This window comes from Aeromonas schubertii (assembly GCF_000820105.1).
GTDB classification, from domain to species: domain Bacteria; phylum Pseudomonadota; class Gammaproteobacteria; order Enterobacterales; family Aeromonadaceae; genus Aeromonas; species Aeromonas schubertii.
The window spans coordinates 156,420-173,652 of sequence record NZ_CDDB01000052.1; the positions used below are offsets into that span (position 1 = coordinate 156,420).

The window sequence follows — 17,233 nt, forward strand, 5'->3', positions numbered from 1 at the left end:
ATTTAAATATTTTTTATAAAACAGGAGCAGATGCTCCTGTTTTTGTTTCTGGTCAATATCAGGCGAAATTAGTTGGGTAATAATGTTGTTTCAACTGGTACGATGTTGATGACACTATCAGGGCCGTTTGGCCCTTTTTGTTGCGTTGAGCGAGGTCTTGCATGATCACAGGTAACCTGATGGCCCTTGACCAGGCCCTGCTCCCCCCGTCTCTGGCGGCGATTCTGCGCGATCTGGTCATCTCCGTCGAACACTGGGAGGGACACCCCATTGGACGGATGACGATCGATGGGGATCGCCTCTTCTGCCTGGTGCAAGAAGACCTCACCCAGCCAGCCGATGAGCGCCTGGGGGAGTTTCATCAGGAGTATCTCGACATCCAGTTGCTGCTTTCGGGACGCGAGTGGATCGGTGTCGGCCCCCAGCAATATCGGCTGGAGGGGCTCACTCATCCTCACCCCGACCTCTGGTTTGTGGAGGTGGAGCAGGAGAGTTGGTTGGCCATGCGACCCGGCGACTTCGCTATCTTCTATCCGGGTGAGCTACACCGTCCCCTCTGCACCCAGGGCCTGCCCGCGCCGGTACGCAAGCTGGTGGTCAAGGTACACAAGAGCCTGCTGGACTGAGCCGGCAACGAATTGAAAGATTGGCTGCCGAGGCGGCCATACAGCCCCACTGCGGGGATCCTGTCCCATGTGGATGTAACGACGCGGCGACAGCCGTATCACAGGAAGATTCTGAAGATGAGCAAGTTGGTATTGATCCTGAACTGCGGTAGCTCTTCCCTCAAATTCGCAGTCATGGATGCCGAGACCGGTGAGGCCAGCCTCTCCGGCCTGGCCGAGTGCTTCAACCTGGACGATGCCCGTATCAAGTGGAAACTGCACGGGGTCAAGGGCGAAGCCGAACTGGGAGCCGGTGCGGCTCACCAGGAGGCCCTCGACTTTATCGTGAACCATATCCTGAGCCAGGATCCCGCCCTGGCGGCCCAACTGGTCGCCATTGGTCACCGCATCGTGCACGGCGGTGAGCGGTTCTCCAGCTCGGTGCGCGTGGATGACGAGGTGATCGCCGGCATCGAGGCCGCCATCCCGTTCGCACCCCTGCACAACCCGGCACACCTCATCGGTATCCGGGCCGCTCTCAAGGTGTTCCCGCAGCTGGCCGACAAGAACGTGGTCGTTTTCGACACCGCCTTCCATCAGAGCCTGCCACAGGAAGCCTATCTCTACGCGCTGCCCTACAAGCTCTACGAAGAGCACGCCATTCGTCGCTACGGCGCCCATGGCACCTCCCACCGCTTCATCGCCGAAGAGGCCGCCAAGGCCCTGAACCTGCCGATTGATGAGCTCAATATCATCAACTGCCACCTGGGCAACGGCGCCTCTGTCTGTGCCATCAAGGGGGGCAAGTCGGTGGATACCTCCATGGGGCTGACCCCGTTGGAAGGGCTGGCCATGGGCACTCGCTCCGGTGACATCGATCCGGCCGTGGTCTTCTTCCTGCACGACAAGCTGGGTTACTCGGTCGACGAGATCAACACCCTGCTGACCAAGCACTCTGGCCTGCTCGGCCTGACCGAGGCGAGCAGTGACTGCCGCTATGCCACCACGAATTACGACACCGATGCCGGTGCCAAGCGTGCCGTGGATGTCTTCACCTACCGGGTGGCCAAGTACGTGGGGGCTTACGCCGCCGCCATGGAGGGTCGCCTCGACGCCCTGGTCTTCACCGGTGGTATCGGTGAGAACGCCGCCATTATCCGCGAGATGATCCTTGCTCGCCTGGCCCTGATGGGCTTCAAGGTCGATCAGGAGGCCAACAAGGCCGCCGTGCTCGGTGGCGAGGGGCTGATCACCACGGCCGACAGCCGTCCGGCACTGGTCATCCCGACCAACGAGGAGCTGGTCATCGCTCGCGATGCGCTTGCCCTGGTGGGCTAAGAGAGCCAGGACGCCCGCCACAGTGCGGGCGTTTTTTATGGCTGACAGAAAAGAGAGAGGGCGCCGATGGCGCCCTCTCTTTATGGCATGGGAGGCTTATTTCACCTCTTCGCCCTTGGCCTGCAGGTCGGCGTGGTAGGAGGAACGCACGAAGGGGCCACAGGCGGCATGACTGAAGCCAAGCCCCATCGCCACCTCTTTGAGTTCATCGAACTCGGCGGGCGGCACATAGCGCTTCACCGGCAGGTGGTGGCGGCTCGGTTGCAGATACTGCCCCAGGGTCAGCATGTTGACCCCGTGCTCACGCAAGTCCTTGAGCACCTGGACAATCTCTTCGTTGGTTTCACCCAGTCCCATCATCAGACCGGACTTGGTGGGCAGGTCCGGGTGCATCTCCTTGATGCGACGCAGCAGCTCCAGAGACCAGTGGTAGTCGGCGCCCGGGCGAGCGACCCGATACATGCGCGGGGCTGTCTCCAGATTGTGGTTGAACACATCCGGCGGGGTGTCGCGGAATACCTCGAGGGCCTGCTCCATACGACCGCGAAAGTCCGGGGTCAGGATCTCGATGCGGGTCTGGGGGCTGTGCTCGCGAATTTCGCGGATGCAGTCGGCAAAATGCTGGGCACCGCCGTCGCGCAGGTCGTCCCGGTCTACCGAGGTGATCACCACATAGCGCAGTCCCATCTCCTTGATGGTGAGGGCCAGCTTCTTAGGCTCTTCCGGATCCAGGGGCAGCGGACGGCCGTGGGCCACGTCGCAGAAGGGGCAACGGCGAGTACAGATGGCGCCCATGATCATGAAGGTGGCCGTGCCGTGGTTGAAGCACTCCGCCAGGTTGGGGCAAGAGGCCTCTTCACAGACCGAGTGCAGCTTGTTCTTGCGCAGGGTGCTTTTGATGTGATCGATCTTCTGGCTGCTGGGGGGGAGCTTGATCCGCATCCAGTCCGGCTTGCGCAGCAGCTCCTCGTTGGGATCCGGCATGAATTTCACCGGGATCAGGGCCATCTTGTCGGCATCGCGCAGTTTGACGCCCGGCTCCATACGAATGGGTTTGCTCATGATTCACTCTCGGAATTCGTTATTGTGTCGTAGCCGATAAGGCGGGCCAGTTCGGTGACCAGTGGGGCCGTCGCCTCGCTCACACTCTGGGGTCCACCCAGGCTGCTGGCCTGTGTCATCACCATGCCGGCGTAGCCGCACGGGTTGATGCGCTGGAACGGCGCCAGATCCATCTTGATGTTGAGGGCCAATCCGTGGAAGGAGCAGCCCTTGCGGATCCGAAGGCCCAGAGAGGCTATCTTGGCCCCATCCACATAGACACCCGGCGCATCCGGTTTGGCCGAGGAGGTGATGCCCCATTGTTGCAGGGTGGCAATGATGGCGTTTTCCAGCGCACTCACCAGATCCCGCACCGTCAGATGGCTGCGGCGCACATCTACCAGCACATAGAGCACCAGCTGTCCCGGCCCATGATAGGTGATCTGGCCACCCCGATCGCTCTGCACCACAGGAATATCGCCAGGATTGAGCAGGTGCTCTGCCTTGCCGGCCTGTCCCTGGGTGAAGACGGGATCGTGCTCCACCACCCAGAACTCGTCCGGGGTCTGTGGCGTGCGGTTATCGGTGAAGGCCTTCATGGCATCCCATACCGCCTGGTAGGGGCGGCGGCCGAGGTGGCGCACTATGAGAGGGGGGAGCGATGGCTCAGACATGGGACTCCTCGATGGCTGAAAAACAGAGCCCCGCCAGGCGGGGCCGGCGATCACAGGACGTAGCGGACCTGCTCGATCTCACCGAGGGCGGTGTACATGGCCTCGATGTGCTCCTTGCTTTGGGCGATCACGGTCACGGTGACCGAGTGGTAGTTACCCTTGCTGCTGGGGCGGACGACCGGGCTATAGGTACCGGGAGCGTGAAGCTGCAGCACCTCTACCACCCGCTCTGGCAGGACGGGATCGGCCACGCCCAGCACCTTGAAGGGGAACTTGCAGGGAAATTCGAGCAGCTCGTCAAACTTGGTATTCATCGCATTACCTACTCTGTGGCCGAGGGGATCGGCCGGTTGTTCGTCTCTCGGCTGAGTATGGGGGCAGGGTAGTCCCCCTTCAAGGGGAGGTCCCGGCAGCCCCAACACCGGGGTGCTGCTTTTTACCACAAATCGGTGATGGGCGGAACTGGCAAAGCGTACGGTTATTACAGTAGAAACAAAACGGCGCCCATTGGGCGCCGTCGCGGAGACTTACTTGAAGAGGCTCTGTACCAGCATCATCAGGTAATCCCAGATGCGGCTCAGCAGGTTGCCCTCTTGTACCTCCTCCAGTGCCACCAGCGGCACCTGGGCAATCTCTTTGTCACCCAGCTTGAGGAAGACGGTGCCCACACGCTGCCCCTTGCTCAGGGGCGCCTTCAGCTCGCTGTCGAGCTGGAAATCGGCCTTGAGTTTGTCGGACTGGCCACGGGTGATGGTCACCGCCACATCCTTGTCGACACCGAGTTTGACGGTGGACTTGTCACCCATCCAGATCTTCTGGGTCACCAGCTCGGTACCGGCCTTGTAGGGGGTCAGGGTCTGGAAGAAGCGAAAGCCGTAGGTCAGCAGCTTCTTGCTCTCTTCGGCACGCACGCGCTCGCTGGCGGTCCCCATCACCACGGAGATGAGGCGCATCCCTTCCTTGTTGGTGGCCGAGGCGACCAGGTTGTAGCCGATCTCGCTCACGTGACCTGTCTTGATGCCGTCGACGTTGAGGGAGGCGTCCCACAGCAGCTTGTTGCGGTTGTGCTGGGTGATGCCGTTGAACTGGAACGACTTCTGGGAGTAGATCTTGTACTCCTCGGGCACGTCACGCACCAGGGCCTGACCCAGCAGGGCCATGTCGCGGGCGGTGGAGTAGTGCTCGGCTTCGTGCAGGCCGTGGGGGTTCATGAAGTGGCTGTTGGTCATGCCAAGCTTGGCCGCCCAGGTGTTCATCAGGCTGGCGAAGGAGTCGGTGCTGCCGGCGATGTGCTCGGCCATGGCGACGCAGGCATCGTTGCCCGACTGGATGATGATGCCCTTGTTGAGATCGTCCACCGAGACCTGCTTGCCCACCTCGATAAACATCTTGGAGGAGTCGGAGTAGTTCTTGGACCAGGCGTTCTGACTGATGGTCACCATGTCTTCGCGCTTGATGTTCCCCTTGGCCAGCTCCTGGCCGACGATGTAGGAGGTCATCATCTTGGTCAGGCTGGCGGGGGGCAGACGCTCGTCGGCGTTCTGCTCCACCAGGGTCTGCCCTGTGTAGTAGTCCATCAGTATGTAGGACTTGGCGGCAATGGCGGGGGCGGAGGGCACCACGACCGGATCGGTACTGGCAGAGGCAGCGGTGCTGACCAGGGTGGTGAGGAGCAGCGATTTAACAAGTTTGGACATCTTCGACTTCCTGGGTGCCTGGCGGGAGCATGCGCGCCCCCATGAAACGGAAACGGCGACAACTATACCAGATGTGTCCCTTCGTCACAGGGGGAAGGGCACATGGATAGGGGTCAATTAATTAAAAATGCCTGGGGATAACCGGCGTTTTTGACATGCTTGAGCTCTCGTTGCTGGGCCTGGCTTGCTACCGGACCCAGGATCAGACGATAGAGGCGGCCCTGCCCCCTGACCTGATAGGGAAGGCCCAGCCTGGCCTGCAGGCGTTTCCCCTCGGCCACCAGCTTCTCCTTGTTGGCGCCACTCGCGACCTGGATACGTTTGCCCTTGACCGGGGCCGTGTGCTGCGGGGGCTGGGTGGCCTGCGCCGTCTGGCTGAGCGGTTTGGCTTCGGCACGGGCCGTCGCCCTGCTTACCGATTCGATTCGGACTCGGGCCTTGCCGCTGCGTACCATACCCAGCTCGCTGGCGGCGGCATGGGTCACGTCGATCAGCAGGTGGCGGTTGAAGGGGCCCCGATCGTTGATCTTGACGATCACCTGACGCCCGTTGCCCAGATTGGTCACCCGGACGTAGCTGCCAAGGGGCAGGGTGCGATGGGCGGCGGTGAAGCGGTGGCTGTTCATCACCTCACCGCTGGCGGTGCGTCGCCCGTCGAGGGAGCGCGAGAGCCAGGAGGCGGTGCCCGTGGTGCGATAGTGACCGCTGCCACTCCAGCCGCTCAGGGGCTCGGGTTGCTCGTCTCGCTCCGGCGCTTTCTGCGGTGTGGCGGCCCGGGCCAGCAGTTCATGCAAGGGGGGCTCGCTCGCTTCGCGAGAGGGGGAGGTGCTGACAGGCGGGGCCGCAGGGGTGGCACAGGCGGTCAGCAACAGGGCGAGCAGGCCACAGAGCAGAGGGCGAAGGATCATCGGATGAGGTTTCCAAGGGTCGATGTATCGGCCCCTGCCCTCGGTGAAATAATCGGCAGGGAGGGGCGCATCCTAGCATGGCCCGAAAGAAAATGCCTCCCCTGGGCGGGGAGGCATGCGACAGCTTATGCCAGCAGGCGCCGGTGGGTGTGGATTGACATCAGGATGCCGAATCCGGCCATCAGGGTCACCATGGAGGTGCCGCCGTAACTGACCAGAGGCAGGGGGACCCCCACCACCGGCAGTATGCCGCTCACCATGCCCATGTTGACGAACACATAGACGAAGAAGGTGAGGGTCAGGGCGCCCCCCAGCAGTCGCTCGAAGCTGTTTTGCGCCTGCATCGAGATATAGAGGCTGCGGCTGATGACATAGAGGTAGAGCACCAGCAGCAGGGCCACCCCGATGAGGCCGAACTCCTCGCTGTAGACGGCGAAAATAAAGTCGGTGTGGCGCTCGGGCAAGAACTCGAGCTGGGATTGGGTCCCCTCCAGCCACCCCTTGCCGAAGATGCCGCCGGAGCCGATGGCGATCTTGGACTGGATGATGTGGTAGCCACGGCCGAGGGGATCCTTCTCCGGATCGATCAGCATCAAGACCCGCTGGCGCTGGTAGTCGTGCATCAGGAAGAACCAGAGCACCGGCAGGAAGGCGGCCACCAGCAGTACGGCCAGGCCGATCAACCACCAGCTGATGCCGGCCAGGAAGATAACGAAGAAGCCCGATGCCGCCACCAGGATGGAGGTGCCGAGATCGGGTTGGGCCGCGATAAGCAGGGTGGGGAAGAGCACCAGCACTATGCTGATCACCAGATGACCCAGCTTGGGAGGCAGGGAGTGGCGGCTGAGCCAGACCGCGATCATGATGGGCATGGAGAGCTTCATCAATTCCGAAGGCTGGAACTTCATAAAGCCGAGATCGAGCCAGCGTTGGGCCCCCTTGCCGATATGGCCGAAGACATCCACGGCGATCAGCATCAGCACCACCACCACAAACAGGGGCACGGCCCAGCGGGCGTAGAAGCTGGGGCTGAACTGGGCCATCACCAGCATGATGGCCAGGGAGAGGCCACCGCGAATGGCCTGCTTGAGCAGGTCGTCCATGCTCTGGCCCGAGGCGGAGTAGAGCACCACCATGGAGAGGGCCATCACGGCCAGCAGGCCGAGCAGCAGGGGGAGATCGATATGCATCCGGTACCAGATGCTGGTGCGGCGCTCGGAATTACTCATGACTCTGGGTCTCCGGCTGAGGAACGGCCTTGCTGGGAGCCGGTGGCAATGGGGGGGAAGGAGGCAGCAACAGGGCGTCCAGCATGGCACGGGCCACCGGAGCCGCATTGCTACTGCCTCCCCCGGCGTTTTCCAGCACCAGGGCGACCACAGCTTCCGGTTTCTCATAGGGGGCAAAGGCGACGAACAGGGCGTTGTCCCTGTGCTCCACCTTCATCTTGCTGGCGTTGTAGACTTCGTTCTCCTTGAGGCTCACCACCTGGGCGGTACCCGACTTGCCGGCCGCCACATAAGGGGTGTTGGCAAAGGCCTTGCGACCGGTTCCCTCATGGCCGTTGATCACCCGCCACATCCCCTCCCGAGCCACACTCCAGTAGCTGTTGTCACGTACGGTGAGCGCCATATTGGGATTGACGGGGGCATCCTCGCTGCTGGTCGCCGTGGTGGTGCGCTTGAGCAGGTGCGGGGTCACATCGTGGCCATTCTGGGTCAGTATGCTGATGGCCTTGGCCAGTTGTATGGGCGTCGAGCTCCAGTAGCCCTGGCCGATGCCGATGGAGATGGTATCACCCTGGAACCAGGGCTGGCGCCAACGCTTGCGTTTCCACTCCCGGGACGGCATGACCCCACGGGTCTCCTCGTAGATATCGACCCCGCTGTACTGACCGAAACCGAACTTGGTCATGTACTCGTTGATACGGTCGATGCCGACCCGATAGGCGAGATCATAGAAGTAGGTATCCGCCGACACCTCGATGGCGCGGTAGACGTCGAGCCAGCCGTGCCCCCACTTCTTCCAGTCGCGAAACTTCTTGGTGGTGCCCGGGATAGAGTAGGTGGGACCGCCGAAGTAGCGGTAACCCGGCGTGATAGCCCCCTCGTTGAGCCCCATCACCGACATCAGCGGTTTGACCGTCGAGGCGGGGGAATAGATGCCCTGGGTGGTGCGGTTGACCAGGGGACGGGCCGGGTCATTGAGCAGGCCCGAATAGTTGGCGTTGGAGATGCCGGTCACAAACAGGTTGGGGTCATAGCTCGGGCTCGACTCCATGGCCAGAATGGCTCCGCTCCTGGGATCCATCATGACGATGGCGCCGCGCCGGCCGGCCAACTGCTGCTGGGCATAGAGCTGCAGGCGGATATCGATATTGAGATAGATATCCTTGCCCGGGATCGGCGGCTGGAACTTGAGGGTGCGCACGATCCGGCCACGGTTGTTCACCTCGACCTCCTGGTAACCGGCGGTGCCGTGCAGCTCATCCTCGTAGTACTTCTCTACCCCCTGCTTGCCAATGTCCTTGGTGGCTGCGTAGTTGGCGAGCTTCTCCTCCTTGTCGAGGCGCTCCACGTCGCGGGTATTGATCTTGGCCACATAACCGAGGGCGTGGGTGAGGGTGTCCCCAAACGGATAGTAACGTTTGAGATAGGCCTCTATGCTGGCACCCGGGTAGTTGTGCTGGTTGACCGAGAAGAGGGCTACCTGCTTCTCGGTGAGCTTCTCGTACAGGGGCACCGGCTTGAAGCGGCGCTGGCGCTTGGTCTCGGCGAGGAACTTCTCTTTGGTACCCTCCGGCAGACCGAGCAGGGCGATGAGATCGTCCGCCATCTTGTCCACATTCTTTGCCTCTTCCGGCACGATTTCCAGGCTGTAGACGGGGCGGTTCTCCGCCAGCAGCACTCCGTTGGTGTCGTAGATGAGACCACGGGTCGGTGCCACCGGCACCACCCGGATGCGGTTGTCGTTGGAGCGGGTCTGATAGGTGTCGTAGGAGAGCACCTGCAGATAGTAAAGGTTGCCAAAGAGCACCAGCATCAGCGCCACCATGCCGATGTAGGCGACCAGGGTCCGGCGGAAGAAGAGGCTGCCTTCGGCGCTGTGATCGCGCATCTCTACCCGTTGTTTCAGCATCGGGGCTCCCAAGCGGCGTGACTCATGGACTGACTATTCCCTGTGGTAGGGGTGATTGGTGGTGATACTCCAGGCCCGATAGAGGCTCTCGGCCACCAGTACCCGCACCAGAGGGTGGGGCAGGGTGAGTGGCGAGAGGGACCAGCTCTGCTCGGCGGCCTGCTTGCACTCGGGGGAGAGTCCCTCGGGCCCGCCGACCAGCAGGGCAACGTCGCGGCCATCCAGCTTCCAGGCCTCGAGTTGGCCGGCAAGCTGTTCCGTGGTCCAGGGTTTACCGGGGATATCGAGGGTGACGATGCGCGAGCGGCCGGCGGCGGCCAGCATGGCTTCCCCCTCTTTTTGCAGTATGCGGGGGATGTCGGCATTCTTGCCGCGCTTGCCGGCCGGGATCTCCTGCAGCTCGAAGGGCATATCCTTCGGAAAGCGGCGACGGTACTCCTGAAAGCCGTGCTCAACCCAGGCGGGCATCTTGGTACCCACCGCAATCAACTGTATCTTCATCAACTAGGCCGCTTCGACCGGGGCGCCGCCCCAGAGCTTTTCCAGTTGGTAGAAGTCGCGATATTCATCCTGCATCACGTGGACGATCACCTCGCCCAGATCCACCAGTACCCATTCACCCGTGTCTTCTCCCTCGACACTCAGCGGATCCTGACCCGCATGACGCATCTCGCTGGCCACATGGTCGGCGATGGAGCGAACATGACGGTTGGAGTTGCCGGAGCAGATGATAAGGGTATCCGTGATGGTGGACTTGCCGCGTACGTCCAGGGTGACGATGTCGCGGCCCTTCATGTCATCGATCTTGTCGATGATAAAGGCGTGAAGTGCGTTGCCTTGCAATGACCTTCTCCTGTATTGCGTCGCGTCGGGGGCGGCGGATTATAGCACGGGGCCACTCTTTCCCACATAGAGCCCGTTGTTGCGAATATAGTCCGCTACCGATTCAGGCAACAAATCCCGTGGATCGTTCCCCGCAGCGAGTCTGGCCCGGATTTCGGTAGAGGAGAGGGCGAGCGGCTCGTTATGGGCCAGCCAGATATGGCCGGCGCGGCGCTGGTGCAGGTCATCGACCCGCAGGGTGCCGTGATGCGCCAGCAGCGCCTGCACCGGTGTGGTGGCCTCGGCGGCGTCCCAGCCCGGACGCACGCTCACCACCAGATGAGCGAGGGTGAGCAACTCGTCCCAGCGGTGCCAGCTGGGCAGGGAGAGCAGGGAGTCCATCCCCATCAAAAAACAGAGAGGGGTCTCGGGCAGCTCGTGACGCAGCTCCTCGAGGGTATCGATAGTCCAGGAGGGGCGATCCCGCCGCAGCTCCCGCTCATCCACGCAGAGGCCAAATTCGTTGGCGGCCAGATGTACCATGGCCAGACGCTGTTCGGCGCTGCAGTGGGGGCTGGCTCTGTGCGGAGGGACCCGATTTGGCAGCAGGCGCAGCTCGTCAAGGCCCAGTGCATCGCGGGCCGCCAGGGCCGGCTTGATATGGCCCAGATGGATCGGGTCGAAAGTCCCCCCCAGCAAGCCGATGGGGGGGGTCAGCATGGAGAGTCTTCCGGCAGGGGGAGGAGGGCGGCGTCACGAAAGCCGAGGCAGAGGGTGGCCAATTGTAGCCAGCTCCCTTCACCGTCGAAGCGGCGCAGGCACTCGTCGAGGCGGGCCATCAGCGACCAGAGCTGACGTATCTTGGTTACCGGGAGGCGGTTAAGGGCCTGATTGATGAGCTGCTGGCGGCTCTGCCAGATGCGCAGCCGGCTGAAGTGCTCGGCCAGTGGCTGGCCGGCCTGACGGACCAGGGCCAGGGCTTCCAGCTGCTCCAGTTCGCGGGCCAGGGTCCAGGCCAGCTGGCCCGGCTCCGTGCCCTCGGCGCGCAGGGCGGCCAGGATGCGCTGGGCTCGATTGATCTTCCCCTCCAACAGGGTGTCGATAAGCTGAAAGGGGGTGAAGTGAGCGTGACGGGTGATGGTCTCCTGCAGGTAGGCAACCGTCACCGGCTGAGGGGGAGAGAGCAGGGTCAACTTCTCTATCTCTTGGCTGGCGGCCAGCAGATTCCCCTCATAGCTATGGCACATAAAGTTGATGGCATCAGGCTGGGCCTTGAGGCCGAAGCGCTGGAAGCGTGCCCCCATCCAGCGGGGGAAGAAGCGGGGCTCAGGGTGGTTGACGGGAACCCAGGTGCCCTGTTTCTCCAGCTTGTCGAACCAGGCCGCCTTGGTCTGGGCCGAGGTGAGGCGCCCTCCGGAGAGGATGAGCAGCAGATCGGGATGCAGCTGCTGGCCTATCTCTGTGATGCGGGCGGCGAGATCCTTGTCCACCTTGGCCGGCAGCTCCAGCTCGATGATCTGGCGGCTGGAGAAGAGTGAGAGGGCCTGGCAGGCGTCGTAGACCTGGCTCCACTCCAGTCCGGGCTCGACGGTGAAGCTGTGGCGCTCGTCGAAACCGCGCTCGCGAGCCACCCGACGCACCGTGTCGATGGCCTCGATCTTGAGCAGTGGCTCGTCGCCAAAAACGAGATAGCAGGGCCTAAGCCCTGCTCTCACGTGGTCATCGAGCTGTTCGGGAAACACTCGCATCAGAAGCTGACCTGACTGAGCTGCCGGATCACCTGATCAGCTGCCTGCTCCTGCATCTCCCGGTTGAGTTGCTCCTGCTCCCGGGAGGAGGCCAGGGCCGCATCGGGCTTGTTGAGGAAGCTGCGGTTGAAGGTGATGGGGAAGACCTGGGTCGGTTTGCCCGGTGCCGAGACGGTGAACTGGGTGCTAAAGCCCATCACATACTCTATCTCGGTACCCTGCACGTTGACCGAGGCCACCTGGTTGGAGCTCCCCACACCGCCCAGGGTGAGGACGGGGATCCCCTCCTTGTCGGCCAGGGTGACGCCAGACGCCCGTAACCGGGTGGTGACCATACGATAGAAATCGCTCTTGTTGTCACCGACCACCTTCATGGTCATCAGTTCGGGGGGAATAGCCATGCCACGCAGGTGGAAGCCACAGGCCTGCACCAGCAGGCCTGCAACCAGAACCACCAACCAGCGACGCATCAAGCGACTCATGGTGTCCTCTCTCTGATCAGTTGGCGACGATGTTGAGCAGCTTGCCCGCGACATAGATCACCTTGCGGATGGTCTTGCCCTCGGTGTGCTTCTGCACACCGGCATCGGTCATGGCCAGCTCCTCGACCTGTTGCTGGTTGATGTCGGCCGGCACCGTGATCTTGCCACGTACCTTGCCGTTCACCTGCAGCACCACCAGCTTCTCATTTTCGACCAGCGCGGCCTCGTCGGCGACCGGCCAGCTGGCGTCGTCGATCTCGCCACCCTGGCCAAGGGCACGCCACAGCTCGCAGCAGATGTGCGGAGTGATGGGGTAGAGCATGACGGCGATAGCCTCCAGCGCCTCCTGCATCAGGGCGCGATCCTGCTCCTCGTTGCCAAGCTTGGCCAGATGGTTCATCAGCTCCATGATGGCGGCGATGGCGGTGTTGAAGGTCTGACGGCGACCCACGTCGTCACTTACCTTCTTGATGGTCTTGTGCAGCTCGCGGCGCAGGGCCTGCTGGTCACCGCTCAGGGCGGCCACATTCAGGGCCGGTGCGGCGCCGGCACCCACATGCTCGAAGGTCATCCGCCACAGGCGGCGGAGGAAGCGCTGGGCACCTTCCACGCCGGAGTCAGACCACTCCAGGGTCATCTCGGCCGGGGAGGCGAACATCATAAACAGACGCACGGTATCGGCGCCGTAACGCTCCACCATCAGCTGGGGATCGATGCCGTTGTTCTTGGACTTGGACATCTTGGTCATGCCGGAGTGGATCACCTCACGACCCTCGTTATCCACCGCCTTGGTGATGCGCCCCTTCTCGTCGCGCTCGACGGTCACGTCCAGCGGGCTGACCCAGACCCGGCCACCCTTCTCGTCGTGGTAGTAGAAGGCGTCGGCCAGCACCATGCCCTGGCAGAGCAGGCGCTTGAACGGCTCGTCGCTGTTTACGAGTCCGGTGTCACGCAGCAGCTTGTGGAAGAAGCGGGCGTAGAGGAGGTGCATACAGGCGTGCTCGATACCGCCGATGTACTGATCCACCGGCAGCCAGTGGTTGGCGGCGGCCGGGTCCAGCATACCCTTGTCGTAGTCCGGGGAGCAGTAGCGCGCGTAGTACCAGGAGGACTCCATAAAGGTGTCGAAGGTATCGGTCTCGCGCAGCGCTTCCTGACCGTTATAAGTGGTCTTGGCCCACTCGGCGTCGGCCTTGATCGGACTCTGGATGCCGTCCATCACCACATCTTCCGGCAGCAGCACCGGCAGCTGATCGTCCGGGGTCGGCACCACGGTGCCGTCAGCCAGGGTCAGCATCGGGATGGGGGCGCCCCAGTAGCGCTGACGGGAGACACCCCAGTCGCGCAGACGGAAGTTGACGGTGCGCTTGCCGCAGCCAAGGCTCTCCAGTTTGTTGGCGATGGCATCGAAGGCACCCTGGAAGTCGAGACCGTCAAACTCGCCGGAGTTGAACAGCACGCCCTTCTCGGTGTAAGCGGCCTCGCTCACGTCGACGTCGCCATCGGCGGGCTTGATGACCGCCTTGATGTCGAGGCCGTACTTGGTGGCGAATTCGAAGTCACGCTGATCGTGGCCCGGCACTGCCATCACGGCGCCGGTGCCATAGTTCATCAGCACGAAGTTGGCGACCCAGACCGGGACCTTGCGGCCATCCAGCGGGTGAATGGCATAGAGGCCGGTGGCCATGCCCTTCTTCTCCATGGTAGCGAGCTCGGCTTCGGCCACCTTGGTGTTCTTGCACTCTTCGATAAAGGCGGCGAGCTCGGGGTTACCCTCGGCGGCCTGTTGAGCCAGGGGGTGGCCTGCGGCGATGCCCACATAGGTCACGCCCATGAAGGTGTCCGGACGAGTGGTGTAGACCTCCAGATGATCAGCCTGGCCTTCGATATTGAAGCTGATGTTGACCCCTTCGGAGCGGCCAATCCAGTTGCGCTGCATGGTCTTGACCATCTCCGGCCAGCCTTCCAGATTGTCGATGTCGCTCAGCAGCTCGTCGGCATAGTCGGTGATCTTGATAAACCACTGGGGGATCTCTTTTTGCTCCACCGGGGTGTCACAGCGCCAGCAGCAGTTGTCGACCACCTGCTCGTTGGCCAGCACCGTCATGTCGTTCGGGCACCAGTTGACCGAGGAGGTTTTCTTGTAGACCAGACCCTTCTCGTAGAGCTTGGTGAAGAACCACTGCTCCCAGCGGTAGTAGTCCGGCTTGCAGGTGGCCAGCTCGCGGTCCCAGTCATAGCCCAGACCCAGCATCTTGAGCTGGTTCTTCATGTACTCGATGTTTTCGTAGGTCCAGGGGGCTGGCGCCGTCTTGTTCTTGATGGCGGCGTTTTCGGCCGGCAGGCCGAAGGCGTCCCAGCCGATGGGCTGCAGCACGTTCTTGCCATTCAGTCGTTGATAGCGGGATACCACGTCACCTATGGTGTAGTTACGAACGTGCCCCATGTGTAGACGACCCGACGGATAGGGGAACATGGAGAGGCAGTAGAACTTCTCCTTGTCGACCTTCTCCACGGCCTTGAAGGTTTTCTGGGTGTCCCAGCGCTGCTGCACTGAGGGCTCGATCGTCTGGGGAACGTACTGTTCTTGCATTGGTGGCATCCGGATCTGTGAATTGGATTGGAACATCCAGCTGGAAAATCGCCATAGAATACCCAGTAACGGCGGCCGCAACAACCGGCCAGGACTGGCAAGGAGGGGGGAGAGACCATGGACAAGCAGAAAAAGGGCTACGAGGCCTTTATCGAGGAGCTGCGGGCCCAGTGGGAGGCCACCGGGCAGTATCAGGAGGAGCGCCTCAACCGGCTCATCGCCCGGGTGCAGGCCTATCTGGAGGCGGCCGGCGATCTGACCCGGGACGAGTGGGCCCTCATCGCCGAGTACGTCAAGCGGGATCTGGGCAACTTCGATGAGGGGCGTCAGGATACTCCGGAGTCTGAATTCACACTCCTGATCAAGGACTCCATCTGGTCCTGGTTGGTGGAGGCGACCGATCGCACCCAGGTGGAGTGGGCCGAGCTGGCGGCCGATCTCGAGCACAAGGGGGAGTATCGGTCCGGTGACTGGGTCGGGCTCGGGGTCATGGTGTGCCGCCTGTGCGGCCACCGTCATACTGTGCTGAGGCCGGAGCGGCTCGGTGAGTGCATCCAGTGCGGGGCCACAGCCTTCGTGCGCGAGCCCCTCTCACCGTGATGGGACGTCAAGAGAGGAAGAGGCGCCTGCGGGCGCCTCTTCTTATTGGGAGTCTCAGTCGTTTCGCTCGCTCCAGGGGTGAGCGCGCGGACGCAGCCAGAGGGCCAGCCCCAGCATCAGGGCCGAGAGGCCATAGAGGGGCCAACTGCCAACGCGCTGGTAGGGGGTCGCGCCGGTGGCGGGGCGAACCTCGACCCGCAACACCCCGTCCTCGAACTGGGGCAACTGGCCAAGGATATGGCCATCGCTCTCGGTGGCGACCGTGATCCCGGTGTTGGTGGCGCGCAGCAGGGGGCGAGAGAACTCCAGCGCCCGCATCCTGGCTATCTCCATGTGTTGCCAGGGGCCGATACTCTTGCCAAACCAGGCGTCGTTGGAGACGGTGAGCAGGAAGTCGGTCTGCTCGGTCACGTTACGGCGCAACTCCTCGGGGAAGATGATCTCGTAGCAGATGGCGGTGGCCAGACGCAGCCCCTTGGCCAGCAGGTTCTCCTGCACCGGCGCCCCTTCACTGAAGGAGGACATGGGCAGGTTGAAGAAGGGGGCGATGGGGCGCAGCAGATCGCCGAAGGGCACGTACTCGCCGATGGGCAGCAGGTGGACCTTGTTGTAGCGGTTGCCCTGCTCGTAGTGGTAGCTCTGCTTGCCGTCGAGATCCGTCATTCCCATGCCGAGCACCACGTTGTAGAAGCGGCGCTGGTCCATGTCGAAGTTGATGATGCCGGCGATGAGGGCGGTGTCGTTGACCTTCATCGCCTTGTCCAGGTTCTCCAGGTAGGGAACCATCTCCTTCTCGAGGGCCGGGATGGCGGACTCGGGCCAGACGATGATGTCGGCGTCCTGGTTCTGACGGCTCAAATCCTGATACTTGCGCACCGTGGGGACCAGCGTCTCCGGATCCCACTTCATGGACTGCTCGATATTGCCCTGTACCAGGGCCACCTTGACCGGCTCGCCGCGGGTCACCCAGCTGTGCTGCATGGAGAGCATGGCCAGGGCCACCAGGGCCGCCGGCACCGCCAGCCAGAGGAGGCGGCGGCTCTGCCACAACAGCCAGAGGCTGGAGGCGGTGAGCAGCAGGGCCAGGGTAATGGCCTGAACCCCGAGCAGGGGAGCCAGCCCCTTGAGAGGACCGTCGATCTGGGTGTAGCCAAACCAGAGCCAGGGGAAGCCGGTCAGCACCACGCCCCGCAGCCAGTCCGCCACCAGCCAGAGGGCCGGGAAGGCGAGCAGCCAGCGACTCCAGTGGCGCTGGCGAAAGAAGCGGGCAAAGGCCCAGCAGGCCAGCATCGGGTAGAGGGCCAGGTAGGCCGACAGGCCTGCCAGCAGCACGAAGGCCACCGGCAGCGGTATGCCGCCAAACTCGGTCATGCTGACGTGGATCCACCACAACCCCGGCAGAAACATCCCCATGGCGTAGCCAAAGCCACGCCAGGCGGCCTGCCTGGGGCTGGCCCTGTCGATCAGGGCATAGAGGCCGAGCAGGGAGGGAATGACCAGAGGCCAGTAGTTAAACGGTGAGAAGGCCATAACGGCGAGCGCCCCGAACAACAGGGCGCTAAGAGTGATCAGGAGTCTCGATTTCAC

17 protein-coding genes are annotated in these 17,233 nt (G+C 62.5%); 3 read left to right on the top strand and 14 right to left on the bottom strand.

The features are described 5' to 3' along the window. The first annotated feature begins 161 nt into the window (after positions 1-161). Complete coding sequence (locus tag BN1133_RS11310) at positions 162-626, top strand: NanQ anomerase/TabA/YiaL family protein (protein ID WP_050666633.1); 465 nt, start codon at positions 162-164, stop codon at positions 624-626. Positions 627-743: 117 nt separating this feature from the next. Next, complete coding sequence (locus tag BN1133_RS11315; RefSeq protein ID WP_050666634.1) at positions 744-1,943, top strand: acetate kinase; 1,200 nt, start codon at positions 744-746, stop codon at positions 1,941-1,943. 96 nt (positions 1,944-2,039) lie between these two features. Here the strand turns inward: BN1133_RS11315 and lipA are convergent, their stop codons facing one another. From lipA to leuS, 13 genes are all read right to left on the bottom strand, one after another. After that, complete coding sequence (lipA, locus tag BN1133_RS11320) at positions 2,040-3,005, bottom strand: lipoyl synthase (protein ID WP_050666635.1); 966 nt, start codon at positions 3,003-3,005, stop codon at positions 2,040-2,042. Beyond that, positions 3,002-3,658, bottom strand: a complete 657-nt coding sequence (gene lipB, locus BN1133_RS11325) for a lipoyl(octanoyl) transferase LipB (protein WP_050666636.1) — start codon at positions 3,656-3,658, stop codon at positions 3,002-3,004. Before lipB ends, lipA begins: the two co-directional genes overlap by 4 nt. A 50-nt stretch (positions 3,659-3,708) precedes the next feature. After that, entirely contained in the window at positions 3,709-3,972 is a 264-nt protein-coding gene (gene ybeD / locus BN1133_RS11330; protein WP_050666637.1) for a DUF493 family protein YbeD, read from the bottom strand. A 213-nt stretch (positions 3,973-4,185) separates the two neighbouring features. Then, positions 4,186-5,355, bottom strand: a complete 1,170-nt coding sequence (locus BN1133_RS11335; RefSeq protein WP_050666638.1) for a D-alanyl-D-alanine carboxypeptidase family protein — start codon at positions 5,353-5,355, stop codon at positions 4,186-4,188. A 113-nt stretch (positions 5,356-5,468) separates the two neighbouring features. Further along, positions 5,469-6,263, bottom strand: a complete 795-nt coding sequence (locus BN1133_RS11340; protein WP_050666639.1) for a septal ring lytic transglycosylase RlpA family protein — start codon at positions 6,261-6,263, stop codon at positions 5,469-5,471. 125 nt (positions 6,264-6,388) lie between these two features. Continuing rightward, positions 6,389-7,492: a rod shape-determining protein RodA gene (gene rodA / locus BN1133_RS11345; RefSeq protein ID WP_050666640.1), complete on the bottom strand. Its 1,104-nt coding sequence runs from the start codon at positions 7,490-7,492 to the stop codon at positions 6,389-6,391. Beyond that, positions 7,485-9,401 carry a penicillin-binding protein 2 gene (gene mrdA / locus BN1133_RS11350; RefSeq protein ID WP_050666641.1) on the bottom strand — a complete coding sequence of 639 codons (1,917 nt, stop codon included), beginning with the start codon at positions 9,399-9,401 and terminating at the stop codon, positions 7,485-7,487. The genes rodA and mrdA overlap by 8 nt, the downstream gene beginning before the upstream one ends. Before the next feature lie 33 nt (positions 9,402-9,434). Next, positions 9,435-9,902, bottom strand: coding sequence for a 23S rRNA (pseudouridine(1915)-N(3))-methyltransferase RlmH (gene rlmH, locus BN1133_RS20130; RefSeq protein ID WP_050666642.1), 468 nt, complete (start codon positions 9,900-9,902; stop codon positions 9,435-9,437). A gap of 3 nt (positions 9,903-9,905) precedes the next feature. After that, entirely contained in the window at positions 9,906-10,244 is a 339-nt protein-coding gene (gene rsfS / locus BN1133_RS20135) for a ribosome silencing factor (protein ID WP_050666643.1), read from the bottom strand. A 39-nt stretch (positions 10,245-10,283) separates the two neighbouring features. After that, a complete protein-coding gene (gene nadD / locus BN1133_RS11365) occupies positions 10,284-10,943 on the bottom strand; it encodes a nicotinate-nucleotide adenylyltransferase (RefSeq protein ID WP_050666644.1) in 660 nt (219 codons plus the stop codon). After that, positions 10,937-11,971: a DNA polymerase III subunit delta gene (gene holA, locus BN1133_RS11370; protein ID WP_050666645.1), complete on the bottom strand. Its 1,035-nt coding sequence runs from the start codon at positions 11,969-11,971 to the stop codon at positions 10,937-10,939. The genes nadD and holA overlap by 7 nt, the downstream gene beginning before the upstream one ends. Further along, positions 11,971-12,453 carry an LPS-assembly lipoprotein LptE gene (locus BN1133_RS11375; RefSeq protein ID WP_050666646.1) on the bottom strand — a complete coding sequence of 161 codons (483 nt, stop codon included), beginning with the start codon at positions 12,451-12,453 and terminating at the stop codon, positions 11,971-11,973. Before BN1133_RS11375 ends, holA begins: the two co-directional genes overlap by 1 nt. Before the next feature lie 16 nt (positions 12,454-12,469). After that, complete coding sequence (leuS, locus tag BN1133_RS11380; RefSeq protein ID WP_050666647.1) at positions 12,470-15,046, bottom strand: leucine--tRNA ligase; 2,577 nt, start codon at positions 15,044-15,046, stop codon at positions 12,470-12,472. A 117-nt stretch (positions 15,047-15,163) separates the two neighbouring features. Between leuS and BN1133_RS11385 the strand changes: the two genes are divergently transcribed. Then, positions 15,164-15,646: a zinc ribbon-containing protein gene (locus BN1133_RS11385; protein ID WP_050666648.1), complete on the top strand. Its 483-nt coding sequence runs from the start codon at positions 15,164-15,166 to the stop codon at positions 15,644-15,646. Between the two features lie 54 nt (positions 15,647-15,700). Here the strand turns inward: BN1133_RS11385 and lnt are convergent, their stop codons facing one another. Further along, positions 15,701-17,233: an apolipoprotein N-acyltransferase gene (lnt, locus tag BN1133_RS11390; protein WP_050666649.1), complete on the bottom strand. Its 1,533-nt coding sequence runs from the start codon at positions 17,231-17,233 to the stop codon at positions 15,701-15,703.

Excerpts from the sequence above, each read along its gene's own strand:
- BN1133_RS11310 (WP_050666633.1), top strand. The coding sequence starts at position 162 with ATGATCACAGGTAACCTGATGGCCCTTGACCAGGCCCTGCTCCCCCCG.
- BN1133_RS11315 (WP_050666634.1), top strand. The coding sequence starts at position 744 with ATGAGCAAGTTGGTATTGATCCTGAACTGCGGTAGCTCTTCCCTCAAA.
- lipA (WP_050666635.1), bottom strand. The coding sequence starts at position 3,005 with ATGAGCAAACCCATTCGTATGGAGCCGGGCGTCAAACTGCGCGATGCC.
- lipB (WP_050666636.1), bottom strand. The coding sequence starts at position 3,658 with ATGTCTGAGCCATCGCTCCCCCCTCTCATAGTGCGCCACCTCGGCCGC.
- ybeD (WP_050666637.1), bottom strand. The coding sequence starts at position 3,972 with ATGAATACCAAGTTTGACGAGCTGCTCGAATTTCCCTGCAAGTTCCCC.
- BN1133_RS11335 (WP_050666638.1), bottom strand. The coding sequence starts at position 5,355 with ATGTCCAAACTTGTTAAATCGCTGCTCCTCACCACCCTGGTCAGCACC.
- BN1133_RS11340 (WP_050666639.1), bottom strand. The coding sequence starts at position 6,263 with ATGATCCTTCGCCCTCTGCTCTGTGGCCTGCTCGCCCTGTTGCTGACC.
- rodA (WP_050666640.1), bottom strand. The coding sequence starts at position 7,492 with ATGAGTAATTCCGAGCGCCGCACCAGCATCTGGTACCGGATGCATATC.
- mrdA (WP_050666641.1), bottom strand. The coding sequence starts at position 9,401 with ATGCTGAAACAACGGGTAGAGATGCGCGATCACAGCGCCGAAGGCAGC.
- rlmH (WP_050666642.1), bottom strand. The coding sequence starts at position 9,902 with ATGAAGATACAGTTGATTGCGGTGGGTACCAAGATGCCCGCCTGGGTT.
- nadD (WP_050666644.1), bottom strand. The coding sequence starts at position 10,943 with ATGCTGACCCCCCCCATCGGCTTGCTGGGGGGGACTTTCGACCCGATC.
- holA (WP_050666645.1), bottom strand. The coding sequence starts at position 11,971 with ATGCGAGTGTTTCCCGAACAGCTCGATGACCACGTGAGAGCAGGGCTT.
- BN1133_RS11375 (WP_050666646.1), bottom strand. The coding sequence starts at position 12,453 with ATGAGTCGCTTGATGCGTCGCTGGTTGGTGGTTCTGGTTGCAGGCCTG.
- leuS (WP_050666647.1), bottom strand. The coding sequence starts at position 15,046 with ATGCAAGAACAGTACGTTCCCCAGACGATCGAGCCCTCAGTGCAGCAG.
- BN1133_RS11385 (WP_050666648.1), top strand. The coding sequence starts at position 15,164 with ATGGACAAGCAGAAAAAGGGCTACGAGGCCTTTATCGAGGAGCTGCGG.